This is a genomic window from Pelagibius sp., from assembly GCF_965227505.1.
In the GTDB taxonomy this organism is placed as follows: Bacteria; Pseudomonadota; Alphaproteobacteria; order Kiloniellales; family Kiloniellaceae; genus Pelagibius.
In genome coordinates this window covers 5,098,520-5,124,782 of record NZ_OZ245757.1, presented here as the reverse complement: position 1 = coordinate 5,124,782, position 26,263 = coordinate 5,098,520, and the positions used below count along the sequence as shown (strand labels likewise).

Here is a 26,263-nt window from a genome sequence, read left to right as displayed (position 1 = left end):
ACCGGAAGCGTCTAAGCCAGACATGCAGGCCCAGCCATCGAGGCATGGCGACCGAAGGCTATGCCGCCTATGGGCGTACACCCATCGAACAGCTTCTCGGTCTCCTGCATTACGTGTCATGCATAGACCTGCCTAAGAGACACACCAAGAGACAGCCTAAACCAGATCCAGCGAACCATGGTTCGCATGTAGCGGCAAACGGATCGCGGCCTCTGCAGACGGGAAGGCGGAATGGCGATGCGGGGCAAAGCGGTAAGCAGCTGCCTGTCGGGGCGCAATCCCGTCTTTGACTTCGCGGATCATGGCTTGGCAGGTCGCCGGCAAGGCAGCCCTGCCGCCGCTTGCGACACCGCGCTTCCTTAAGAACACGCCCTAAAGGGCGCCGGTTAAGGGTGTCGGGGGTCGGCGGCCGGAAAGCCCGGGGAGGAACAGGAAATGGCAAGGTTCAGCAGTTCGCGATCATCCACCAGCGCGTCGGAGCCCTACACTACCCGCGGCGACTTCCTGCGCGGAAGCGGCGCTGACGACGTCATCGGATTCAGGCAGGAAGGCTTTACCCAGGTTCAAGTTGACCTGGTCCCTCTCATCAACGGGTTCGGTATTCCCCTCGCCTTTGGGCTTCCCAACTCGCCTGCGGCCGCGGCGTTCATTCTGAATGCACTGGGCATTCCCCAGACCGTCGACCAGGCAGACCTGGTGCCGACACTCGTTGCCATCGAGAAGGGCTTTGAGAACACCGTCATTAACGGCATCTCCATCAACCCCGGCCTCTGGGACACGTCGCTTGACGCCCTCGGCTTTGTCGCGGCTTTCACCGGGTTCTTCGGCATCGATACCGAGTTCGGTGGCAACGACCGGGTTTTCGGCCGCGGCGGCGACGACACGATCATCGACCTGGAAGGCAACAACAGGGTTCAGACCGGCGACGGTGACGACCGCATCTATCTTGGCACCGGGAACGACCGGGTAACGGACACCGGCGGCAACAACACCATCACCGACCTTGGCGGCAACAACACAATCACGCTTCTGGCGACCACCAGCTTCGCCAACCCCTTTGTCGGCACCGACATCGTCAATACCGGCGACGGCAACGACAACATCAACGCCTTTGACGGACGAAACTTTATTGACGCCGGCGACGGCAATAACACCGTGCGCGGCGGCGACAACTACGATGAGTTTGTCGTCGGCACGGGAGACGACTTTGTCGAGGTGCGCGGCGGCTTCAAGGACGAGGACGCCAACGGCAACGGCGTGTTGGATCTCGGTGAGGACTCCAACTTCAACGGCGTTCTCGACAGCGCGGACTCCGAGACTTTTGGCCTGTTGAACACGGGACAAGCCTTCGAAGCCCACAACTACGTCCTCGACCAGGGCGGCAACGACAACATCAGATCGACGGCATCGGCGAGCGACCAAGGAGACGACCTGGTTCTGTCCGATGTCGTGGTCGTGGTGGAAGACTTCGATCCGATTTCGGGCTTCAGGATCATTGGCCTGACCGGTAACGCGTTCGGCGATGACCTCATCGACCTCGGGGGTGGGGAAAACTATGTGATTGGCGGCGGGGGCAACGATACCGTGCGAACCCTGGATGGTCCCGACATCGTGTTCACCTCTTTCTTCTCCAGCGGCAACGACGACATCAACACCGGTGCCGGCGCCGACTTCATCAATCCGGGTGGGGGAAGCGACACGGTAACCGGCGGGGCTGGTGGCGACAACATCGACCTGGAGAACGACGGCGCCGCAGACACCCTCGTCTACACTGATCTCCTGGTCGACGTCTCATTCTCCCTTGAAACGACCGACATCGTACAGGGTTTCGAGGAAGGCGGTCTCGACAAGCTGGATGTGAGCGCTCTTGGGGTCCAACCCGGCATGGAAAGGATCATCTCCCTTGGCTCATCGCTGGGCGATCCCATGCAGGAGGACTTCCTGATTGCCTGGGATGTCGACGCAGACCCAGGCCTGGAGTTCTTCACCACCATCCTGGTGGACGTGGATCCGGCGGGCCTGAATGACAGCATCTTCACCTTCGCGGATCCCGCCCCGCTGGCCTGACGGACGGATCGCGCCGCATGCCGAAGATCACGGCTGCCGTGACATCCACTGGGGCGATCGGCGCCTTTGCGGCGCCGGCTGCTGCCGAAATGGACACGAGCGGACCACACCCTGAGGAACATCTAAAGGCGTATCAGAGACCCTGATCAGGAGCACCAAAAGTGGATCACACTTATTTCGAATTGAGCGGGAGAGCGGGCTTGACGGACGATGGTGTCGCGGGGAGGCGTTCTGATCAGGGTTGTCCTGCGCGGGGAACCGACCTGCTACTTCATACAGGAGGAAATGTAATGAAAAGGATGCTCACACTTCTCGCGGGCGCATCGCTGCTCGCGCTGTCGGGCGTTGCAAGCGCGGATGAACCCGTGGTTCTGGACGGGACTGCGCTTGACAGCGTCACGGCAGCCGGCGCCGTCAACTTCAACACCAACGTTGTGAAAACGGTCGAGATCTTCAAGACCGTGAACCTCGAGGTTGACAAGAACGTTGACGCCTTTGTCGACATAGAGGGCCGACTGGCAACGGCGGAAGCCTCGGCAGATGCGCTGGGCGTGGATGCCCTGGCAGAAACCGACACCTTCGCCCAGGTCGACGGCTCCGGTGCTTTCGCGTTCTCCGAGTCCCTCGCGGCAACCGACGACAACGGCGGCGGAGAGTGACCAATCCCCGGAACACCACTCTCTCTCGCTTTTCTGTGGAGGTAGACAAGATGAAGAGAATTTTTGCACTGCTTGCTGGTGCGAGCCTGTTTGCGTTGGCGGGGACCGCCAGCGCTGACGAGCCGATGGTCCTGAGCGAAACGGTTCTCGACAGCGTCACGGCGGCCGGGACCGTAGAGTTCGAAACGCTCATCTTCAAGTTCGTCGATATCGACAAGGATGTGGAACTTACCGTCTTCAAGACCGTCGATGCCGAGGTCAACATCGAGGGTCGCTTGGCGACTGCGGAGGCCTCTGCAGATGCGCTGGGTGAGGATGCCCTGGCCGAGACCGATACCTTCGCCCAGGTGGACGACAGCGGCGCCTTTGCGTTCTCCGAGTCCCTGGCGGCGACGGATGACAACGGCGGCGGCACCGGTGGTGGCGGCTGATCGCGACGGCGGTCCACAAAGGTGGTGGATCCCCTGCGGCCAGGACCCTTAGCCGGACGGGATAACCACCCAGTCAGCCGACTGGAGGGGCGCACCAAGGGGGCGCCCCTCCCTTCTGACGGTTTGTGACCCGCGACAGCCGGGCGAGCGGCAAGGAACACGCCGACGCGCCGGAAACAGGTGGGCTGGGGATAGCAGACGCTGAGCTTGTGAGACGAGAATGGGCAACGCAGCAGAACTGCCCCTCCGATCCGCTCTTCGGCAGTGCCGGGCGGCGCTTCCGATGCTCTGCATGTTCAGCTTTTTCATCAATCTGCTGGTTCTGACGTCGCCCATCTACATGATGCAGACCTTCGACCGCGTGCTGGCCAGCGGACGCGTCGAAACCCTGATCTTGCTGACGATCATCGCCGGTGTGGCGGTGCTGACAATGGGCCTCCTCGAGGCGGTCCGCGCCCGCATACTGGCGCGGATCGGGCGCTGGTTCGAACGAAGACTTGCGCCGGACTTCATCAGGGCCGGCATGCGCGGTATGACCTGCGGGCTTGCCGGCGGCGCACAGTCCCTCCGCGATCTTTCCACCATTCGGAGTGTGCTCGGCGGCAACGGGATCAACTCCGTCTTCGATGCGCCATGGGTCCCGGTCTTCATCGCCGTGATCTGGTTGCTGCATCCCTGGCTCGGCGTCATTGCATTGATAGCGGCAGCCGTCCTGTTCTGCACCGCCTTGGTCAATGAGTATGCCTCCCGCCTGCTTCTGAAAGAGTCGAACCAGCTCGCCATCTCCAATACGCGCCGCGCCAGCGCCGCGATCCGGAATGCCGAGGTCTTTCATGCCATGGGTATGCTGCCGGGCTTTCTGGCGACATGGGTCGATCGTCATGACCAGGCCCTCGACCTTCAGCTCAGGGCCAGCGACCGGAACGCGGCGCTGCTTGGCTTTTCCAAGTTCTTCCGGCTTTTCATCCAGGTTTCGGTGCTGGGGGCCGGTGCGTATCTGGTACTCTTGGCGGAACTGACGCCGGGCGGCATGATTGCCGCCTCCATTCTGCTGGGCCGCGCGCTGGCGCCCGTGGAACATGCGATTGGGGCCTGGAAAGGCCTCGTTGCGGCGCGCGACGCCTACGGTCGCCTGCGGCAGCTTCTCGACAGCCTGCCCCCTAGGCCGCCCCGCATGCAGCTGCCGGCGCCGCGCGGTCAGCTCACCTTTGAGAACGTTATCCTTGTGCCGAAGGGCCGTGACGAGATGGTTCTGAAAGGGCTCTCCTTCGCGGTGGAGCCCGGGGAAGCGTTGGGCATTGTCGGCCCCTCTGCGGCTGGAAAATCCACCTTGTGCAGGGTTGCCGTCGGCACATGGCAGCCGACACGCGGCCGCGCCCGGCTGGACGGCGCCGATCTCTTCGACTGGCCCACCGAGGCGCTTGGGCGCTACCTCGGTTACCTGCCCCAGAACGTCGAGCTGTTCGCCGGCACGGTGCGGGACAACATTGCCAGGTTGAGCCCCAGGATCGATCCCGAAGCAGTGATCGAAGCTGCGGTCGCTGCAGGAATACACGAGGAGATTCTAAGGCTGCCGGAAGGTTATGACACGGAGATCGGCGAAGGCGGCGCGTTTCTTTCCGGTGGGCAGCGTCAGCGCATTGCCCTGGCACGGGCCTTCTACGGCCGACCGCGCCTGATCGTCCTGGACGAGCCGAACGCAAGCCTGGACAGCGAAGGGGAGCGGGCCCTGATTGCGGCCATCGAGCGCGCCAAGAGCTGGGGCGCAGCGGTTGTCCTCGTTACGCACCAACCGCGTGTTCTGGGTCCCGTAAGCAAGGTGCTCCTGCTTCGCGAAGGCCGCATAGAGGCCTTCGGCAAGCGGGACGAGGTCTTCTCCAAGCTCAACCCCCTTCGGGTCGCTCAGGGCGGCAAGGGAGACGGCAGGGATACAGCGGGGGTGGCAAAGGCAACGACCCCGCACGGCCAAAGCGCACCATCGCCGGGTCAATCCGGCGCCGGCCACGGCGGAGCAAGGCCGTGAGCGGCCGGGCCGTCATCGATGCCATCCCGGCCCCGCCCTGGCCCCGCCGGGTCGCGCCCTTAAGAAGCGATCTCAGATCAACCTTCCGGATCGGGTTCGCAGCAGTCGTCCTGTTCTTCGGCCTTGGCGGAGGATGGTCCGCAACGGCGCCGCTATCCGGCGCTGCGATTGCACCGGGGGTCGTCAGTCCTGAGGGAAGCCGCCAGACCGTACAACACCTGGAAGGCGGAATCATTCGGCAGATCCTGGTCCGGGAAGGGGACCAGGTCGATGCCGGAGACACGCTGGTCGTTCTGGAAGATGTCGCCGCCAGGGCGGAAGCCGGCGCCCTGATGAGCCGTCTCAGAACACTCGCCGCCCGGGAACAACGCCTCGAGGCAGAGCGTTCCGGCGCCAAGGTGATCGCGTTTACTCACTTCTCTCTCCAGAGGCCGGACGATCAGGAAGTTCTGGCGGTCCTCGCGCAGCAGCGCGACCAGTTCGAGACACGGGCAGCCAACGACGAAAGCCGCAGGGCGATCCTCAAGCAGCGAAGCGCCCAACTGGAACAGCAGATTGCCGGCGCCCGGCGTCAGCTTGCCGGCACCAGGCGGCAGGCCGATTTGATCCGTGAGGAAATCAAGGTCGCCGAGTATCTGGTGCAGCGTGGCTACGAACGCAAACCACGCCTTCTCGCCCTGCAACGTGCAGAGGCCGAGCTGGTGGGAACCGAGGGCGAACTGGTTGCCAGCATTGCCCGCTCGAAAGAGGCGATTGCCGGGACTGAGCTGGAGATACTCAGCATCAAAACCGAGCGGATAGAGGAGATTGCCTCTGAGCTTTCGGACGTCCGGGCACAGCGCATCGAAGTCGAGAAACAGATCCGGGAAAGCCTCGACCGCCTGCAACGCACCGAAATACCGGCGCCGGTGGACGGCACGGTCTTCGATCTGAGATACAAAACGACAGGCGGCGTCATCGGTCCCGGCGAAGCGGTGCTCGACATCGTGCCGGCGAAAGACAAGCTTGTGATCGATGCCCGTGTTTCGCCCGGCGACATTGACGATGTGCGAAGCGGCTTGTCGTCCTATGTCGTTTTCCCGTCCTACCCGCAACGCCACCTCCTGCGGATCGATGGCCGGGTTACACAGGTCTCCGCCGACGCTCTGGAAGATGAACGCTCCGGCGAGCCCTATTACCTCGCGAAGGTCGAGGTCTATCGCGAGAAGCTGGAAGCGATCGCACCCCAGATCCAGCTAACGCCGGGCCTGCCGGCCGAGGTCTTCATCACGACAGAGGAACGCACGGTCCTGGAGTACCTTCTGCAGCCGCTTCAACAGACCCTGGAGCGCAGCCTGCGCGAACCCTAGGGCGCACGGTAGGAGGGGCCGCCTCACCAAGCAGAGGTTGTGGATCCAAATCCGGTCTCCGGAAACCAATGAAGCCCGTTGAGCTTTCCCCGGGAAAATTTCTGGTGCGCGGACACGCAACCACAGGGACCGGCGTTCGCTTGCTGTGGCAGCATGACCGGAACATCGATCAGGGTCAGTCCGCGAGCGACCGGATCAGGCTGGTGGTCTGGGTCACGCGGGTCGCCAGCAGGCGCACGAGATGCTCGTGGAAGGCGGAGGCGATGTCCGGGGCCTCGGCCTTCATGCGCGCCAGGGAGTCGCGGCTGAGGCGCCAGACAACCGCGTCGGTATCGGAGATCACCGACGCGGAGCGGCACTGGTCCAGATAGAAAGCGATTTCGCCGACAATGGTGCCGGCACCCATAGTCCTCAGGCGGACACCAATGCCTTCCGGCGTTTCGATCTGGACGCTGACGCGGCCGCACTCGACAAAGAAGAGGTCGCTCGAGACTTCGCCCTGGTGCATCAGCGTGGCATCGGGGCTCAAAACCATCCGCTCGAGGTAGGAAAGCATCACCGCTGCGGCCTGTGGTCCGCCGAGGGCGCGGTCGAGCAGCCCCTCAATGCAGTCCTCCTGCGCCGGAGGCCGCGCGCCTGCCACATCGTCCAGAAGACGTTCCTCACACCATTCCAGGGCCCGGTCGAATTCCTCGAAGCTGCGCAGCGGCAGTCCGCTCCCGGGCCTGAAACCCCCATTCGCAAGCAGATGACCGATGCGCGCGGGCAGGTTGGTGGCGACCACCGTCGCGCCTGACCGTTCGGCAAGCTGGCCGATCTTGATGAAACTCAGAACCGCCGAAGAGTCGAGCCCCGTCAGACTGCGGCAATCCAGCAGAAGGAAGCGCAGCTTCGCCTGGTCGGCGTCCTGCAGGCGGGCGCGGACCAGTTTCTGCAGGCGATGGGCGGTACCAAAGAAGACGAAGCCCTGAAGCCGCAGGATCAGGGTCTGGCGGCCCTGCGACGTCAGGACCCGGCGGTCTGCTTCGCCACGCTCGACGCTGCTGTGGAAGGTGTCGCCGGTGGCGGCGTACTTCACGATCTCGACCCGGCTGTAGTCGAGGGTAAACAGGACCGCCGCGGAAATCAGCCCCACCAGAACGCCCTCAAGGAACCCAACCGCAGCGATCACCAGCAGGATCAGCAGAATGATCAGATACTCGCGGCGGCGCATCTTGAAGAAGGCCTCGACCAGCCAGTCATAGAGCAAGGAAATGCCGATCCAGAGCAGCAGGCCGCCGAACAGCGGAATTGGCACATAGGTCAGCAGCGCCGACCCGAAAAGCAGCGTTGCCACGCAGACCACCGAGACGACGATGCCGACCAGTCGATAATCGCCCCCCAGCTTATGGCCCAGGAGGGAGAGGCCGAGGCCCTGAAAGCCCGCCGCGCCGCCGCCGGAACCGGCGAAGACGTTGGCCAGCCCGGCAGCCCGCAGTTCACGATCCAGATCGATGTCGCGGCGCAGCGACAGCTCTATGCCGCTGGACGCCAGCAGCACCGACGCGGCGGTCACCACGACCATCGCCATGACCTTGGGCGCCTCCGCCCAGATCACGCTCCAGTCGACACTGCTTAGCGGGTTTTCGGTGAAGGGCGGCCAGACCCTGCCCTCCATCGGCAGGTCGAACACCCAGCCCTGGGCCTGCAGATGCGACGGTGGCAGGCCCAGCGCCCAGGCCAGGCAATGAAACAATGCCAGAGCGGCGGCAATCGCAACTGGCAGGCTGAGGGCGCTGCCGTCTCGCCGAGCGATCGCCGCCAGGACACAGGCGAAGAGGGTCGCCGGCGCCCACTTTGCTATGTTCGCCGGCTCGACCAGCATGCCCAGGTTTTCCAAGGTCGGAACCGTGCCCAGGATAACGCCGAAGGCTCCCTGGACGATCAGCCAGCCCATGCCGGCCAGAAAGCCGCCGATCACCGGGTAGGGAATGAAGCGGATGAGGCGGCCCAGGCGAAACACCCCGAGGGCCAGCAGGCAGAGCCCGGTGAAGGACGTCGCCAAGCCGATTGCCACCACGATGGTCACCAGCATCTCGCGCTCGCTGCGCAGACCGTCCATGGCCGCATGCATGGAGGCGGCAATGACCGCCAGGGTGACCACCGTCACCTCCTGGGACAGCCCGACCATGCCGGGATGGGAAGAGCTGAAGGCGATGACAGCGGCCAGGACGGCGCTGCTGAACAGGCAGAGCCCGATGCCGACGGCGACGTAGCCGCTGAGCACGCCGTTGAACAGCAGCGCCGCGTCAGAGATCGAGAAAACCACCACCAGCAGGCCGCAGATAACCCCGGCGGTCAGGCTGGCCAGCAGCGGCCGCAGACTTGCGACAGCGGCCAGTGGGCCCGCCGGCTGCGCTAAGGGCGCCTCGCCCGATACCTGCTGCTGCCCCAACCCGGCCATTCCCCACCCCCAGGAAATCCGAACTACACCCCCAGGCCGGGCCTAACTGGCGTCGACGGTAACGAAAATGTCGACGTCGACCCTGACCGTCGCATTGCTGAGCGTGTAGGTGGTCAGATCATTGGATGTTGCACCCTCGGTCCAATTGCCGACGAGATTCACCAAATCCGATGCTCCGCTGTTGCTGTTGCCATCCCCGAGGATGATCAACTCGCTGCTGGGGCCTGTATCCGTAATATCCAGCACTTCTGCCAGGTTTAGAACGATGGCGTCGTTGGTTTCGCCGTCGGTCACGTCAAGGACTTCGAAACCGCCCCAGTTATCGGCCAGCTGGATGAAGTCCGCCACCCCGTCAATCAACAGGGTGTCCGTGTCCCCGAGGTTTCCACCGCCGCTGACTGAGCCGTCCTCGCTATCGAAAACGATCCGGTCGTCACCGGACCCGCCGCTAATCAGATCTCTCCCGGCGCCGCCGTCTATAAAGTCGTTGCCGAAATCGCCAAGTAGGCGGTCATCGCCGAAACCGCCGTAGAGGGAGTCGTCACCGTCGGAAGCACTGAGACCGCCGTAGATGAGATCGTCACCGGCATCGCCAAAGATAAGATCCGCGCCATCACTTCCATTCAGGGTGTCGTCGCCGCCAGCGCCGTAGAGGGTATCATTCCCGGAACCGCCATTGAGGAAGTTCTCGAAACTGTTCCCATCCAGCCTGTTGTCGCTATCGTTGCCAGTGAGGTTAGCGGCACCCGCTGCTTCGACAAGATCCGCGTTCTCGATGTTGTCGAAGCCGGCGCTATTGAAGTTGACGCCAACCGAGGTAAAGACCGTGTCGTTGCCTTCATCGGCCAGTTCGATCAGGCTGTCGGTACCATCGTAGTCGTAACGGTCGTCACCCGCGCCGCCGTAGAGCGTGTCGCTGCCGGCGTTACCACTCAAGACATCATTCCCGGCGCCGCCATAGAGGACATCGTTGCCGCCATTGCCACGCAAGGTGTTATCCAAGGCATTGCCGACCAGCCTGTTGGCGCCGTCATCCCCTGTCAGGCTACCGGCGCCCGCTGACTGCAGCAACTCCGCGTTCTCGATGTTGTTGAAGTCCGGGTCATTCAGATCGACGCTGAAGCTGGCGACCACCGTGTCGTTGCCCTCCCCGGAGAACTCCGTGACACTGTCGAATTCGTCGATGACCAAACGGTCGTTGCCCTGGCCGCCGTAGAGTGCGTCGGCGCCGGCGTCGCCGAGGAGGAAGTCGTTCCCCCCACCGCCATAGAGGGTGTCGTCGCCGTCCCGGCCGCCGATCTGGTTGTCGAAATTGTTGCCGGTCAGCCTGTTGGCGTTCTCGTCGCCCTCCAGACGCTGCGCCGCGGCGGCGTTCTGCAACTCCGCGTTTTCGATGTGGTCGTAGACGTCATCGTTCAGATCGATGTTGAAATTCGCGACGACCGTATCACTGCCTTCGCCGTCGAACTCGAAGATTCTGTCGTCCCCGTCAATGATCAGGCGGTCGTCACCGGCCCCGCCATAGAGGGTGTCATCGTCGAAGGTGCCGTTGAGGGTGTCTGATCCCTCACCGCCCAGCAGGGTATCTTTGCCGAAACCACCAATAAGAACATCGTTGTCGGCTTCACCGAGAAGAACGTCGTCGCCAACGTCTCCATAGAGGCTATCGCCGCCAACGCCACCGAACAGAGTGTCGGTGCCGGTGCCTCCGTAAAGGTGATCGTCGTCTTCGCCGCCGATCAGCGTGTCATCGCCAGCGGCGCCGCGGAGTGTATCATTCCCTTCCTCGCCAATAAGCCTGTCGTTACCTTGGTCGCCATAGAGAACGTCATTGTTCTCTCCGCCGAGTAACAGGTCTTCGTCGTCACCGCCGACCAGCGTGTCGTCACCGGCACCGCCCAGCAGGGTATCGTCACCGGCGTCGCCGAGTTGTAGGTCGTCACCCCCTTCGCCCAGAAGCGTATCGCTGCCTTCACCGCCGAAAAGAGTATCGCCCCCTGCACCGCCGTAAAGTAGGTCGTCATCCTCATCGCCGGAAAGTAGATCGTCAGCGCCGCTGCCAAAGAGCGTGTCATTGCCCTCCCCGCCATACAGATTCCCCCCGTTGCTGCCGGCATAGATCAGATCCATACCGGAGCCGCCATCCACCTGGCTGTACGCTTCACCGCCGTAGACCGTATCGTCTCCGCCGTAGGCGAGCATAAAACTGAACACACCGGTTCCCCCGATGATGTAGTCGTCGCCTTGACCGCCGAAGATGTTACTGAAACCGCTGGGTCCGCCGATAATGACCTGGTCCACGTCAAGTCCATTGACAAGACCGCCGCTGACGATTCCAACTTCCGCACTGAGGCGGAACTCCTCACCCAGCGCGTTGCGGACGGTGTAGACAAAGCTGCCGGTCGTGGCACCGCTGGTGTCGGCGGTGAAGCTCACTGCATCGAATTCACTATCCCCGTCGGTGTCGATCAGTGCGGCCGTGCCACCGGCGGCGCCGGAGACGGCAACGATCGAGAGACCGGCAGCGCCACCCGACAACAGGGCCGCAAAGGGCACCACGATCGGCGAGTTGTCCGCGATGTTGCTCAGCACCGGCTTGCCCGGGGCCGCCGGGGGCTGGAGCACATCATCGACATCGACCAGCCGATTGAAGTTCTTCACAGCGACATCGAATATGCTGTCGCCATCCAGGTCGAAGAGCCCTTCTACACCGTTGTCGCCATTGTCCTGAATGAAACGCTGCAGACGGCGGAGTTCGTCCAGGCTTATGGCATTGGGTGCAGGACCGAAGCTTATCTCCAGGACATCGTTGCCGCTGCCGCCATCAAGCGTGTCAAAAGAACGGTTCGAATTGCCCGCTCCGACCCTGTGGGCCACGACGTCATCACCGGCGCCGGCATCGACGGAATCGTTGCCGGCCCCACCGTCCAGGGTGTCGGCCCCGCCGCCGCCGTTCAGCGTGTCGTCACCGTCCAGGCCCAGCAGCAGATTGGCGCCGCTGTTGCCGGTGAGGACATTATCCAGGGCATTGCCGGTACCATCAGCATCGTCCGTGCCGGTCAGCACCAGGTTTTCCATATCGCTGCCGAGCACGGCGTCGACCTCGCTATAGAGCGTATCGCTGCCGTCGCCACCCTCGGCTGTGTCGTCGCCGTCGACGCCGTAGAAAACGTCGTCTCCCAGCCCGCCGTACAGCAGGTTCGCGCCCTCACCACCATAGAGGGTATCCTCGTCCGCACCGCCGTAGAGCGTGTCATTGCCCGCGTCGGCGGTCAGGCTGTCATTGCCGCCGTCCCCGTACAACAGGTCATCGCCGCCCCCGCCGATCAGCGTGTCCGCGCCGTCGCCGCCGTAGAGCGTATCGCCGGAGGTGCCGCCATCCAGGCTGTCGGACCCTTCGTCGCCGTAGAGGAGGTCGGCGCCGATGTTGCCGAAAAGGGTATCGTTTTCGAGGCCGCCGTAAAGAACGTCGTTGCCGCTGCTGCCGTCCAGGCTGTCGTCACCCTCACCACCATAAAGGGTGTCGAAGTTGCGACCGCCGGTCAGCGTATCTGCGCCGAAGCCGCCATAGAGCGTATCGGCACCCTCGTCCCCATAGAGGACATTGTCCTTGTCGTTGCCGGTAATCCGGTTGGCAGAGCGGTTGCCGAGGCCTTCGATTGCTTCCCCAACCAGCTCCAGATTTTCGATGTAGCGACGGTTGGGGTCGTCACCGAGGTCGAAGCTGACCGAGGTGATCACCGTATCAGTGCCGCTGCCCTCTGCCTCCAGCAGTCGCTCGCCGGCGCTGTCGACGAAATAGACATCATCGCCGCCGCCACCGGCCAGGCTGTCGTTGTCGCCGCCGGGACCACCGTACAACGTGTCGTTGCCCTCGCCGCCTTGCAGTGTATCCACGCCGCCGTCGCCATAGATCAGATCATCGTCGGCGCCGCCGTTCAGGCTGTCGTCGCCTGCGCCGCCATAGAGGGTATCGTCGCCGGCCCGTGCCAGCAGTCTGTCATCATCCTCGTTACCGTAGAGCAGATCGTCGTCGTTGCCAGCATCCAGGAAGTCCATGCCGACACCGCCGTAGAGCGTATCATTGCCATCACCGCCAAGCAGCGTGTCCATACCATCGTCGCCGTAGAGCAGATCATCGTCGGCGCTGCCGTTCAGGCTGTCGTCGCCTGCGCCGCCATAGAGCGTGTCGTTGCCCGAGCGCGCGAGTAACCGATCAGCATCTTCGCCGCCGTAAAGCAGATCGTCATTGTTGCCAGCATCCAGGAAGTCCATGCCGACACCGCCGTAGAAAGTATCATTGCCATCGCCGCCAAGCAGCGTGTCCACACCATCGCCGCCGTAGAGCAGATCGCTGTCCCCGCCGCCACTCAGGCTGTCGTCGCCGGCGTCGCCATAGAGCGTGTCGTTGCCCGAGCGCGCGAGCAACCGATCAGCATCTTCGCCGCCATAGAGCAGATCGTCATCATTGCCGCCATCCAGGGAGTCCATGCCGACCCCACCATAGAGCGTGTCATTGCCGGCCCGCGCGGTTATATCGTCGTTTCCCCCTTCACCGTAGATCAGATCGGCGCCGAGGTCGGCGTTGCTGCCATCACCATCCAGTTCATCGTCGCCGGCACCACCGTAGAGCGTGTCGTCGCCTACGCTGCCTGACAGCCTGTCATTACCCTCGCCGCCATACAGAAGGTCGTTGTCTTGCTCGCCGAACAGGGTGTCGTCACCCAGGCCGCCATAGAGAGTGTCGTCGCCTTCGTTCCCCTGCAGGATGTTCTCACCATTGGCGGCGCCGACGATGTAGTCGTTGCCCCCCAGCGCTTGCTGGTTGGAGGAGATGTCGGGGTCGACAATGACGATCTCGTCCGCCGATGAAGCGTTGATGAAGTTGCCGGTTTGAATATCGATGTCAATCGTGGCGCTGCGTTCGTTGAAGCCGTCGGAGGTGATGTATTCGACGCTGGCGGAACCCGCGCCGCCCTCACCGGCGATGAAGCGCACCGCGTCGAGCAGGTTGTCGCCGTCGGTATCGACCAGTTCCGCCGTGCCGCCGGTAACGGCCCCGATGCCGATGATGGTCAGTGTCTCGCTGTCGTTTAGCAGCAACGCCGCGAAGGGGATGTCAATGGGCGCGCGGTCGAAGATGTTGGTCAGCACCCGGTTGTCGCCGGCCTGCGGGTCCTCGATACCGCCGACGACCACGGTCAGGTTCTCGATATCCTGCACCGTGAGATCGTTATTACCGTCACCGTTCAGGTCGAAGCTTTCGGAGACGCCGTTGTCCCCGCCGCCGGCGGCGTTGTCTTCGATGAAGGCCTGCAGCCGTTGCAGCTCAGACAGGGCCAGACCCTCGGGCCTGCCTTCGAAGGTCAGCGCCAGGGTGTCGAAGCCCTCGCCGCCGGAGAGCGTGTCATGGCTGTCGCCGGCCTCGACATCGTGGCGCAGCAGGTCGTCATCGGCGCCGCCGTCGAGGGAATCGTTCCCCGCGCCGCCTTCCAGAGTGTCATCGCCGCCGTTGCCGGCCAGCGTGTCGTCACCCTCCAGACCGCTGAGCGCATTGTCGGCGTCGTTGCCGGTCAGGCTGTTGTCCTGATCGTTGCCGGTGCCGTCGATGGCAGCCTCACCGGTCAGCTCCAGGTTTTCGAGGGTCTCGCCCAGGGTATAGGTGATGGAGGCCTTTACCGTGTCGCGGCCTTCGCCCGGCTGCTCGGTCACCACATCGTCGAGGCTGTCGACGACATAGCAGTCGTCCCCGGCGCCGCCGACGAGGGTATCCGCGCCGCCGCCGCCGATCAGGGTGTCGTTGCCGTCCTGGCCGCTCAGCAGGTTGTCACCGCTGTTGCCGGTCAGGCTGTTGTCCAGGTCATTGCCGGTACCGTCCACGTTGTCGCTGCCGGTCAGCACCAGGTTTTCGATGCCCGGACCCAGCACCGTGGCAAAGGCGCTGAAGATGGTATCGTTACCGCCGCTGTCGGTGATGTCGTCATCGCCGTCGACGCCGTAGAAGGCATCGTCACCCATGCCGCCGTAGAGAAGATCCGCACCCGCGCCGCCATAGAGGCTGTCGTTACCGCCGCCGCCGTAGAGCGTGTCATCGCCCTCAGCGCCATAGAGCAGGTCGTCGTCGCCGGTCGTGGGGTCGGGATCGTCGGGGGCATCGCCATAGATCAGGTCACCCTCGGCGCCGCCATAGAGCGTGTCCTGGCTGCCCTCATCGCCGATCAGGGTGTCCGCACCGCCACCCCCATAGAGCGCGTCGTTGCCGCTGCCGCCGTCGAGGAAATCATCCCCGGCGCCGCCATAGAGCGTGTCGTCGCCGGCACCGCCGTAGAGATGATCGTTATCGTCCCCACCGTCGATGAAGTCGTCACCGCCGATGCTGTCATCGGTATCGCTGCTGTCGCCGTAAATCGTATCGCTGCCGATCCCGCCATAGAGCGTGTCGTCACCGCCGGCGATGTTCAGTTCCGCCGTGGTGCCGCCCAGCGTCAAGACGTCGCCGGCGATCAGGTCGTTACCGGCCCCACCGCGGATCGAATCGTCACCGCCGCCGTTCACCACCGCGGAACCGGAAGTGCCTTTGGCCAGTGCATCGCCGGATATGGTGTCGTTGCCCGCGCCGCCGTCGATGGTATCGCTGCCCGCGACGCCGCCGTCACTGGCGGTATTCGTCACCGTCGCCGACACGGCGCGGCCACTATCGACCAGGGCATCGCCGGCGATGAGGTCGTCACCTGCACCGGTAACGATGCTGTCGTTGCCGGCCCGGCTGCCGGCCCCATCTGCCGTGTTCTCAGTCAGAACGACGGCAAGCGAGACATCCCTAAATAACCCATTCCAAACCATGGCATCGCCGGAGACGACCTTGTTTCCATCACCACCTCGAATGGTGTCGTTTCCGGCTTCGGCGCGCGCCGATGCTGCGCCATCCCCCTCAACCGCCGCTGTATTGATGGCTTGGGCCTCACCGAAACCGGCATCGAAGGTCAGCGCATCGCCCGCAACGAAGCCTTCTCCGTTGCCAATGCCAATATCATCATTGCCCGATCGCGCAACAGAAGAACCTGCTTCACCCCTGCTTGCTAGGGCAGTGTTCTCCGCCAAAGTGGCGCCCATTGATGGACCAAGTATTGCCGCACTCAAGGCGTCGCCGGCGATGAGCGACCCGTAGGGGCCCGTCTCGGCGTTCAATGGCAGGGCGATGCGGTCGTTGCCGGCCGAGGCTCGGCCGTCGCCGAACACGCCGGCTGTCGCCTCTGTCCAGTTGGTCGCAACAGCCGTGGAGGACGAGGGGGTCCCAATAGTCAGGGCATCTCCGGCGATCCAGCCGCCGTCCCCAAGACCGGTAATGGTGTCGTCACCAGCCTTAGCCTCGCCGCCGAATCCGCTCACATCCGCAACATTGCTTAGCGCTCCGAAACCATCGGCGAAAGTAAAGTTGCCACCAGAGATGAAAAAATAGTCACTACCGGAGGTACCGAAAAGAATGAGATCGTTGCCGGTACCGGCTGCTGCATAACCGTCGCTGGTCTCGGCTGTATTCGCCCTGACATCGTTGTCCCGCCCAACATCCTCACCGGCGATAAACTGGGACTCTGCATCGTCGCCGTAGATGACGTCATTGCCGGCCCCGCCGACGAGGGCGTCAATCCCAGAGACGTCACCGCCGCCGTAGAGCGTGTCGTCACCGCCACCGCCAAAGAGTCTGTCACTCCCTCCGCCGCCGTAGAGCAGGTCGTCGTCGCCGCTCTGCGGGTCGGCATCGTCGGGGGTGTCGCCGTAGATCAGGTCGTCGTCGCCGCCGCCGTAGAGCGTGTCCTGGCTGCCCTCGCCGCCGATAAGGGTGTCTTCACCGGCCTCTCCATAGAGAAGGTCGTTGCCGACCCCGCCGTCGAGGAAGTCGTTCCCCGCACCGCCGTAGAGGTCGTCATGGCAGATGCCGCCATAGAGGTTGTCGTTGCCGCCGAAGCCAAAGATAGTGTCGTTGCCGGCGCCGCCGTTGATGTTCTCGCCGGTGTCGTCGCCTTCGATCCGCTCCGCGCCGAGTTCGCAGAGGTTCTCGACGACCTCACCGTCGACGACAATCTCGACCTTTTCCCAGTCGGCCACGGTGATGTCGTCGAAGCCGTCGCCGTCCAGGTCGAAGCTGTTGTCGGCAAAGCCGTTGGTGGTGTTACCCCAGGAAGCTCCGCCGAAATCGAGCGGGTCGCGGTCCGCCGCCGGGTCACTGAAGGAATCCAGCAGGGCCAGCATCTCCTGCAGTTCCAGAATCGCGGTTTCGTTGGGCAGCGCCGCGTAGGTGACCACCAGCTTGTCCAGGCCCAGGCCGCCGTCGTAGAGGTTGCCCGTGCCCTGCCCCACCACATCGACGACGTGGAGACCGGTATCGTCACCCGCGCCGCCATAGACGCTGTCATCACCAGCGCCGCCATCGAGAAAATCATCATCAGCGCCGCCGGAGACGACGTCGCTGCCGGCATCGCCATGGAGCGTATCCGCGCCGCCATCACCGGACAGCGTGTCGGCCCCGCCACCGCCATAGAGCGTGTCGTTCCCACCTTCGCCGTGGAGCAGGTCGTCGTCGCCGCTCGTTGGGTCGAGATCGTCTGGCGTGTCGCCGTAGATCAGGTCGCCGCCGGCACCCCCGTAAAGCGTATCCTGGCTGCCCTCACCGCCCACAAGGGTATCGATCCCGGCGCCGCCATAGAGGGCGTCGTTGCCGATACCCCCGTCGAGGAAATCCTCACCGGCGCCGCCATAGACGACGTCGTCGCCGGCACCGCCGTAAAGATCGTCATCACCGCCGATGCTGTCGTCGGCATCGTTGCTGTCGCCATAGAGCGTGTCATTGCCGATACCGCCATAGAGCGTGTCGTCGCCGGCGGCGGCGTTCAGTTCCGCCGTGGCGCCGCCCAGGGCCAGCACGTCGCCGGCGATCAGGTCGTTACCGGCACCGCCGAGGATCGAATCGTTGCCGCCGCCATCTACCGAGGCAGAACCCGAAACGCCGTCGGCCAGCGCGTCGCCCGAAATGGTGTCGTTGCCGGCCCCCGCGCTGATGGTGTCGTTGCCGGTCACGCCGCCTTCGCTGGCGGTATTGGTGGCGGTGGCGAAGGCGGCGCCGTCGGCGCTGATCGCCAGCGCGTCGCCGGCAAGGATGTCCGCGCTGTCTCCGGCTGTAATGGAGTCGCTGCCAACGATGCCGCCACTCTCCACCTCAGCCGTATTGTCGGTGACCGCCGTGGCGGTACCGCCGGGCGAGAGACTGATCGCCACAGCATCGCCTGACACCCGGTTGCTGCCGCCAGCAACAAGAATCTCGTCGTTCCCCGCCAAACCCCTCACAGTCGCCGCGTTCGTGACCATGGCAGTGGCATTGCCGCCGGTACTGACCGCCAAGGCGTCACCGGCCACGTCATCGTTACCACTACCGCCGCCAAGATCGGCCGTTATGGAGTCATTGCCCGCCCTTCCAGGGCCGAGATTGGTGGCGCTGACCGTCGCCTCGTTCGTCTGCACTGCCGTAGCGCCGGCAGCGCCGATCGCCAGGGCATCGCCGGAGATGGTGTCGGCCCCGCCGGCCGCTTCAATGGTATCGCCGCCGGAAACGCCGTTGTCCTCAGCACTGTTGCTGCCACGGGCATCGGTCGACCCAGCGGTGGAAATCGCCTGAACATCACCCGCCAGCGCGTTGTTACCGCCGCCGGCGTCGATGCTGTCTCCGTCCGCATGGCTCCCAAACCCTGTGGCGGTGTTGGTCTGCCGGGCAGTGGCCGTGGCCGCGCCGATCGCCTGAGCGCCGCCGGAAACGCTGTCACCGTCGGCGCCTGCGGTAATCCTGTCGTCGCCCGCAGTGTTGGGGAAACCCGTCTCATCGTTGTTGTCCGCCGTATTGGTGCAATAAGCCGTTGCAGCACCGCCCGAAGAGATTGCCTGGGCATCGCCGGCGGCCTGGTTGGCGCCGTCGCCGATATCGATCTCGTCGTTGCCGGCCTGGTTTCTTTCGCCGTTCGTCGTATTGGTCTGCCGGGCTTCGGCGGAGGTCGCGCCAATCGCCTGGGCATCGCCGGAAACCCGGTCCGCCGCGCCGCCGGTGGTGATATTGTCATTACCCACCCGGCCAAAGCCGTCCGCGGCGCTGGTGTCGTTGCTGCCGGTGGCTGAGGCCGTGCCGGCATCGGAGATCGCCTGGGCATCGCCCGCCACGCGGTTGGCGCCGCCGCCGACATCGATATCGTCGCTACCGGCAATACCGCGAAGCGCCCGGTTCGTCTGGGTCGCTGTCGCAGAGGTCGCGCCGATCGCCTGGGCATCACCGGAAACCCAATCTGCCGCCCCGCCGGTGGTGATGTCGTCGTTGCCGGCTCTGGCATTGAGATTCGAGGCGAAATTGTCGCCAACAGCCGAGGCCGTGCCGCCATCGGAGATCGCCTGCGCATCGCCCGCCACCCGGTTGGCGCCCCCACCCGCGGCGATCACGTCGTTACCGGCGGTGGGCCCCCTGTTGGGACTCTCGGCATGGTTGGTCTGGCTGGCCAGAGCCGAGGCCGCGCCGATCGCCTGCGCGCCACCCGAGATACTGTCCGCACCCTCCGCCGAGGTGATGGTGTCGCCACCGACCGGGGCGCCCTGCCCGGCATAGTTTGCGCCGGTCGCCGTGGCCGTACCGGCAGCGACGGCCTGAGCGTCGCCCGCCACCCGGTCGCCCGCAAGACTGAACCCGCTGGTAGCAATGACATCGTTACCTATGGAGTCACCGCTGAAGAGGCTGTCACCGTTTTCGGCCGTCGCCGTGGCGTCGCCGCCGGTCGAAATCGCCTGGGCATCGCCGGCCACGACATCGTCGCCACCTTCGACCTCACCGCCATCGTCCGTGGTGATGGTATCGTTGCCGACAGAGCCACGGCCTTCAGGCGTCAGATTGGCCTGCTTGGCCAAAGCCGTGCCTTGCGCGATCGCCTGGGCGCCGCCGGAAACAGTATCGTCGCCGCTGCCGGCGATCATCGTGTCGTTGCCCGCCTGGCCGGCGCGGAAGCCTACGGTGTTACTGGCAGTGGCGGTTGCTGTGGCGCCACTGCCGATACCGATCGCCTGGGCTTCGCCGGCCAAACGGTTGGCGCCTTCGCCGGCCTGAAGAGAGTCGTTGCCGGCGCGCCCGAAGCCACTGGCGGCATTGGCCTGCTCAACCGTCGCATTCGCACCCTTCGCCAGTGAACCGCCGGAAACGGTGTCGTCGCCCGCGCCACTGACGACGGTGTCGTTGCCGGCGCCGATATCGCCTCGGGGCCGCTGGTTATCGCTGTTGGCTGCATTGTTCCCAAAGGCCTTGGCGTCATAACCCTGAGCCAGCGACTCGCCGGCGACCATGTCGCCCCGTTCGGCATCACCACTGAAGATCAAGTCGCTGCCGGCGCTCGTTGCAGACCTGCTCTGACTGTTCGCGGTGTTGTCGGTGGTGGCCTCGGCCAACCCGTCCCCGGCATCGGCAAAAGCCGCCGAATCGCCGGCAAGGACGTCGTCGCCACTGCCGCCGTTGGCGCCATCGAAACCGTCGATCCCGACCTGGATCACATAGTCGCCGGTGTCGCGGCCGTCGTCATCGACGGCACCGCCATCATTGACGTCGTTACCGCTGCTGACGATTCCAAAGTAATAGACGCCGTCGGCAGGGACGATGAAGGTCAGCAAGGAGTCGTACTCATCTCCATTAAAGCGCGACGAGCCCGGGTCCAGCTCCTCGCCGGAATCGTCATTATCGGCAATGACATTGCCGTCGGCGTCCAGCAGCCAGACCGCCGGGTCGAAGCCATCGCCCTGGCCCCAGGCAAAGTCGACGTCCAGGGTGAGGATTTCGCCAGCCTTCAGTTCGACACGGTAGAAGTCGGCATCGTTCACGGCGTTGATCTTGCCTTCGATCCGCACCCGGGGACCGCCGTCGTCACCGACGGTCGCATCCGGTGCAACGCCGAAGTCGGTGCGCGCGATGACCTGGGCGCTTGCCAGTGTGCCGTTCACATCCACATGATCGCCGTCGGCGGGAAGTTCGACACCCCCGCCCCCGTCGCCGCTGGGCTCAAAACCGGTGTCGCCATCCACAATCGTCGCCGGGCCGCCTGGGTTACCGGCTTCAGCGGGAAGCTGATCGGCCCGGATCACGTCGTTTCCGGCCGAGCTCTCATCGTCGGCGACGTTACTGCTGTAAGCCTTGGCGTCGAAGCCCTCGGCGAAGGAATCGCCGGCGACGGAGTCGTCGCCACTGCCGGCCGCTATCGTGTCGTCACCAGCCTTGCTGCCGTCCTCATCGGCCTTGTTGAGGGTGTTGGCGTTTGCGAGGGAAGCCGAGAGTTCCATCGCGTCGCCGGCAACGTGATTGTCGCCCGCACCGGCATCGATGTCGTCGCTGCCTGCCCTGCCCGCGGCCTCGGCAAGGTTCTCGGTCAGGGCAATGGCACCGGTTACACCGATGGCCAGGGAATCACCGGACAGCCTGTCGGCGCTATCCCCCGCGGTGAGACTGTCGTTGCCTGCCGAACCGCTGCCGTCAGCGGTGTTTTGGGCCGTCGCCGAGGCGCTGCCGCCCTGGGCCAGGGCGTCGCCGGCGACGGTGTTCGCGCCGGCGCCGGCGTCGATCCCGTCGTTGCCGGCCACGGCCTCCGCGCGGTCGCTGCGATTCTGGCTCAGGGCTGTCGCCGAAGCGGAACCACTCCCGCCACCTGCATCCGCCAGCGCCTCGCCGGCGATCAGGTCATCGCCGTCCCCGCCGTCTATGGTATCGCTGCCGATCGCTGCCGTGCTCTCGCCGTCGTTCAGGCCGAGGTTGTAGGCGGTCGCTTCGGCTGCAGCGGGCGATCCCTCTCCGGAAACGATCGCCGCCGCATCGCCCGCAATCCTGTCGTTGCCGGCACCGCCATGGAGGGCATCGTTGGAAAAGCCCCGGTCAGTCTCGCTCGTACCGTCGAGCGGACGGACGACGCTGTTGTCGGAGTAACTCACCGCCTCGGCGCTTTCGGCATCAACCGCCAGGGCATCGCCGGAAACCGCGTCATCGCCGTTGCCGGCAACGATGGTGTCATTACCGCCCAGCACTGCGATGGCTGCAGCGCCGTCGACGGCGGACCCACCCGGAATGGACCCCACGTTGTTCATCGCGTCGCCGGCAATAAAATCCGCGCCGGCATGGTCAGGGTCGTCGTCCGGCAGGCCGCCGAACTCTTCCGAGCCGTCGCCGTGGATCTCGTCGTCGCCGCTGCCGCCCTCCAGGGAATCGTTGCCCTGACCACCGATCAGATAGTCGCCGCCGGCACCGCCATAGAGCGCATCGTCGCCGGCTTCACCGAAGAGGAAATCATTGTGGTCGTTGAACAGCGGAGCCTGGATAAGACCTGCAGAAGCACCGCCCTCAAGCACCCCGGAATCAAGAACCTGCTGGAACTGGTTCTGCGCTTTATCGCCCTGCTGCCCGCGCAATCCCTGCGCGCCGCCGTAGAGCGAATCGCCGCCCCCGGCGCCCAAGAGGAAATCCGGACCGCCGCCGCCCTGAAGAACTTCGCTTCCGGCATCCGCCGCCTGCAGAAAGTCCTGGCCGGCCAGGGGATCGGGGTTGTCCTGGCCCGGGTTCAGATCGTCGTTCAGTGGATCCCTGGCATTGGCATCAACGGCATTGGCATCAACCTGCGCCGACTCATCGTTTGTATTGATGTCATTAAGGCGACCGTCGGTAGCAATACTGCCGATGGTCCAGTCGGTCGGGTTGTCGCTGTCGGTCGTATCGACGCGCGAGAAGATCCGATGACCGCCGGTCAAGCGGCCGTTGAAGGTCTCGAAGGTCAGATTCAGCAGCGGCGAGCCGAAACCGTCAGGCGCGCCGGTAAAATCCGGCCCGGTCAGTCCGCCCAGCTCGCCCTGGGTCAGATTGGCGGCGAAGGTGTCGAGGGACCCGGTGATCCCTTCGCCGTCGGTGAACACCAGATTCACGGCAATGGCCTGGGTGGTATCCCCACCCAGACCCCAGAAAGGCTGCGCCGGGATCTCCAGACCGCCGACAACGGTGCCGTCGGCATCGAAGATCCGCACCACCACCGTCTCAAGGCCGTCGTCAAGGCCGTCACCGGCCAACTGGTAGAAGACCACGAAGCCGCCGGCGGGGATGGTGATCCCGTCCGGCACCGCGAAGGAAACGACGTCACCGGCGGGATTGAGAAGCTCAACCACCAGGCCCTCGGTCGAAACCGCTGCGCCGCCGTTGTTCAGCACCTCGATGAAGGTGTAGGCCTCGGGCGGCGTCGCCGCGGCGGCAACCGGGCCTGCAGGACCGGCGCCGGGTAGGTCGGGAACCGCCATTTCGACCGACAGGCCAATCTCGTTGATCAGCAAGGACGGCGGCGGCAGGCCTTCCGGATCGGCAAGCAGTTCGATGGCATCGGGGACAACCTCGAGGAGACCAAACTCCAGCTCCGTTCCCTCGAGCACCTCCGCCGCAGCCCCCGGCAGATCGATGGTTTCTCCCAGATTTTCGCTGTACACGGTCGCGCCACCACCCTGGGCACCCTGGCCCGCCGCCGTTTCAAGGGTGGCTTCGCCGCTCTCGGCAAGCGCTAGGGCCTGACTGATCAAGATCTCCGCGCCCACTTCGATGCCGGCGATGGTGAAGCTCGGTGCTTCGCCGCTCTCGGCCAGCGTGACCAGGTCGAGGAAGACGATCCGGCTGTCCGGCGCGCCGTCGCCATTGTCGTCGAAGGTGAGGACGAGGCCGGTTCCGTCGACCTGAACCTGCGCATCGCCCGGCGGGAAGGTCAGGTTGTAGATCTGGCCGGCGCGGGCTTGGATTTCGACGGTCTGCCCGAGAGGGCTGCGCGAGACATCCACGACTTCCGCAGCTTGCCCGACCAGGGTTGCATGGCCCTGAGCTACGGCGATACTCGATGCCTCAGTGAACTCAGCCGGCGTGTCATCCTGACCCTCATAGCCAAGGCTAAGGTCATCCTTCATGGCCTGTCTCCCACCCCTTGCACACCCAGTTTTCAGATGCGAAAGCCGGCCATGAAGGAGAGATTCCCCCATCTGCCCGGTACCTGAAGCCCGGTACCCGATTTCTTAAGCATCTGAGTTCATAGATGCTCCGGGACACCTGTGTTCCTGGAAACCAGCACGTTGGTTTTCCGGACACCTGTGTTCCCAGACACCCGAAGCAGCGCGAGGGCCTAACCTGAGCCGTGCAGCCGCCGAGGCGAGTAGAGACAGTTTTGTGCTTGATTTGAATGGAGAATTGGTGGTTTGACCGATCTGCGGACACCTTTGTCCGAAATGAGTCTTCGCCTATTACGGGAATGTGAGGTTGCGCGCCGTCACCCTTGAACTAGACTCCGTTTTCAATGGTTAACTCGCCCGGGTATCTGAGCGCACTTTTTCTCCTGGCGCTCCTCTTTGCAGCCGCACCGGGCAGAGCCGTGCAGGCGGACGATGCCGGCATTGCATGCCCGTCTGCATTCGCCGGGGAGGCCGGCAGTGCGGTCGCGGCGGCCAACAGCCTGTCGCAACGCCCGGAAGACCAGATGCGGTCGCTGATGGCGGACTCTTTCCTCGACCCGACAGGCGCGCTCGAGCCACGGACCATTGCCGCGCAGGCTTTCGAACCGGGGCACTGCGCCCGGATCTTCCGTGCCCCGCTGCCCGGTCAAGCGCTCTGGCTCCGGTTCACGGTGGTCAACGACCATGACAGCGAAAGAAGGTGGTTCGTCACCTTTATGGAGTACATCTTCGACGAGGTGACTCTGTTTGAGCAGCAGGCGGACAGCATCGTTGCCTTAGCGCGGAACGGCCGGACGGTCCCTTTGCCGGAGCGGGCCGACACAGCGGTCAAGACCGGGTTTCCGCTGGATGTCGGCCCGAAGGAAGAAAAGACCTTCCTTCTGCGGATTACGGGAACCTTCGCGCCCAGTATTACCCCGGCAATCATGTCGCCGGATCTGTTTTCCGACTGGACGACGCTGAGTCTGGTCATGACGGCGGTCATGTTGGGCTATCTCGCGACAATTGCCCTCATCAGCATCGTTCTGTTCCGCCATGTCGAGGCGCGATTCTATCAGTACTACGCGCTCTACATGATGTGCTTCTTCGTCTTCTCCTTTATCTATGACGGATGGCTCAGCAACTTTATGGGCGTGACCCTGCCCGTCACGGTATTGTCGCCCTTCCGGGAGTTCATGGCAGGGCTCGGCGTCTTCGCGAACATCCAATACTGCCGTGTGCTGCTGAGGATTGACACGGAACGGCCTGCAATAAGGCGTTTGTTCACGGTTCTTTCCGGCATAGCCATGGTGACAACGGCTCTGGCGGTCGTCGACCCATGGCGCCTGTCCATGCCGCTTCACCTCACCTTTTTCGCCTCGCCTCTGGTTCTCCTCGCTGTGTCCCTGAAGAAGGTGCGCGACGGTCTGCCACAGGCCAAGTACGTCGCCTGCTCCCTGCTCTTCCTGACGGCCGGGCTCTCCATTGCCGTCTACTTCTTCATTTTCCCAATCGAGATCACCCAGGCGGCGGCCGCCTACGACCTGATCATCTTGCGCCCCCTCACCTGGGGGTATTCCCTCGCCATCATGGGCGAAACCACGTTCATGATGATTGCCATCTCTGCCATGATGAACGCGGTGCAGGCGCAGAGGCGAGACGCGCTCGCCAAGGCAATGGCCTTGCAGCACGATGTGACGGCCGCAGAAGACCGGCATGCGGAAGCCCTGAAGACCTCCAAGGCCAGGATCGAGGCGCTGGAGGCCAGTTTGATGGAGAGCCCCGACAGGAAGCTTCAATCCCCCGCCGAGCAGCGGTTTGTTCAATCCGCGACCGAGTGCGTCCTGGAGCGCCTGAGCGAGCAAGGGTTCGGCGCCAGGGGGCTGGCGGCAGCCCTGGGGACCAGTGAGAAAACCCTCGGACGGCGCCTGAAGGCGGCCTGCGGCCTGGCGCCGGCCGCCTTTATTCGATCCGTCCGCCTGAACTTCGCCCGCGACCTGATCCTCCTGCGCCAGCACAGCACCATCGCCGAGATTGCCCATGCCGCCGGATTCTCCAGCGTGGGCCACTTTGCAAAGTTGTATCGGCAGGAGTTTGGGCAAACACCGAGCGAATCCTTCAGATCGGCGAAAACAGCGGACTGACCCGAATCACAGAGCCTGCGGCCAGCCCCCCAAGTCTTCTCCTGGTAAACCCAGCGCGGCCCGAAAGGCAGGGAAGCCGCCCTTTGGGTGACTTCATTGCACTTGATTGCAGCGCATCCGCAATCGCGGCATCGGTGAACGCTT

The 26,263-nt window shown here is 64.0% G+C and carries 8 protein-coding genes; 6 read left to right on the top strand and 2 right to left on the bottom strand.

The window, feature by feature from the left end:
- Positions 1-435 precede the first annotated feature (435 nt).
- From ACO06P_RS23825 to ACO06P_RS23805, 5 genes are all read left to right on the top strand, one after another.
- A complete protein-coding gene (locus ACO06P_RS23825) occupies positions 436-2,067 on the top strand; it encodes a calcium-binding protein (protein WP_420347706.1) in 1,632 nt (543 codons plus the stop codon).
- Positions 2,068-2,366: 299 nt separating this feature from the next.
- Positions 2,367-2,726: a hypothetical protein gene (locus ACO06P_RS23820; protein WP_420347705.1), complete on the top strand. Its 360-nt coding sequence runs from the start codon at positions 2,367-2,369 to the stop codon at positions 2,724-2,726.
- Between the two features lie 50 nt (positions 2,727-2,776).
- Positions 2,777-3,157 (top strand): hypothetical protein, encoded by a 381-nt coding sequence (locus ACO06P_RS23815; RefSeq protein ID WP_420347704.1) that lies wholly within the window; start codon positions 2,777-2,779, stop codon positions 3,155-3,157.
- 220 nt (positions 3,158-3,377) lie between these two features.
- Positions 3,378-5,180 carry a type I secretion system permease/ATPase gene (locus tag ACO06P_RS23810; RefSeq protein WP_420347703.1) on the top strand — a complete coding sequence of 601 codons (1,803 nt, stop codon included), beginning with the start codon at positions 3,378-3,380 and terminating at the stop codon, positions 5,178-5,180.
- A complete protein-coding gene (locus tag ACO06P_RS23805) occupies positions 5,177-6,529 on the top strand; it encodes an HlyD family type I secretion periplasmic adaptor subunit (protein WP_420347702.1) in 1,353 nt (450 codons plus the stop codon). Before ACO06P_RS23810 ends, ACO06P_RS23805 begins: the two co-directional genes overlap by 4 nt.
- A 175-nt stretch (positions 6,530-6,704) precedes the next feature.
- On the opposite strand, the gene ACO06P_RS23800 is transcribed toward ACO06P_RS23805, so the two are convergent.
- Together ACO06P_RS23800 and ACO06P_RS23795 are read right to left on the bottom strand one after the other, a co-directional pair.
- A complete protein-coding gene (locus ACO06P_RS23800) occupies positions 6,705-8,972 on the bottom strand; it encodes an SLC26A/SulP transporter family protein (RefSeq protein WP_420347701.1) in 2,268 nt (755 codons plus the stop codon).
- A 42-nt stretch (positions 8,973-9,014) separates the two neighbouring features.
- Positions 9,015-23,957 (bottom strand): beta strand repeat-containing protein, encoded by a 14,943-nt coding sequence (locus ACO06P_RS23795; protein WP_420347700.1) that lies wholly within the window; start codon positions 23,955-23,957, stop codon positions 9,015-9,017.
- A 383-nt stretch (positions 23,958-24,340) separates the two neighbouring features.
- Here ACO06P_RS23795 and ACO06P_RS23790 point away from each other — a divergent pair, with 383 nt between their 5' ends.
- On the top strand, positions 24,341-26,119 hold the full coding sequence (locus ACO06P_RS23790) for a helix-turn-helix domain-containing protein (protein ID WP_420347699.1): 1,779 nt from the start codon (positions 24,341-24,343) through the stop codon (positions 26,117-26,119).
- The last annotated feature ends 144 nt before the right edge of the window (positions 26,120-26,263 follow it).

What these genes read in the sequence shown, in the direction of transcription:
- ACO06P_RS23820 (WP_420347705.1), top strand. Translation starts at nt 2,367, where the DNA reads ATGCTCACACTTCTCGCGGGCGCATCGCTGCTCGCGCTGTCGGGCGTT.
- ACO06P_RS23815 (WP_420347704.1), top strand. Translation starts at nt 2,777, where the DNA reads ATGAAGAGAATTTTTGCACTGCTTGCTGGTGCGAGCCTGTTTGCGTTG.
- ACO06P_RS23795 (WP_420347700.1), bottom strand. Translation starts at nt 23,957, where the DNA reads ATGAAGGATGACCTTAGCCTTGGCTATGAGGGTCAGGATGACACGCCG.
- ACO06P_RS23810 (WP_420347703.1), top strand. Translation starts at nt 3,378, where the DNA reads ATGGGCAACGCAGCAGAACTGCCCCTCCGATCCGCTCTTCGGCAGTGC.
- ACO06P_RS23790 (WP_420347699.1), top strand. Translation starts at nt 24,341, where the DNA reads ATGGTTAACTCGCCCGGGTATCTGAGCGCACTTTTTCTCCTGGCGCTC.
- ACO06P_RS23825 (WP_420347706.1), top strand. Translation starts at nt 436, where the DNA reads ATGGCAAGGTTCAGCAGTTCGCGATCATCCACCAGCGCGTCGGAGCCC.
- ACO06P_RS23800 (WP_420347701.1), bottom strand. Translation starts at nt 8,972, where the DNA reads ATGGCCGGGTTGGGGCAGCAGCAGGTATCGGGCGAGGCGCCCTTAGCG.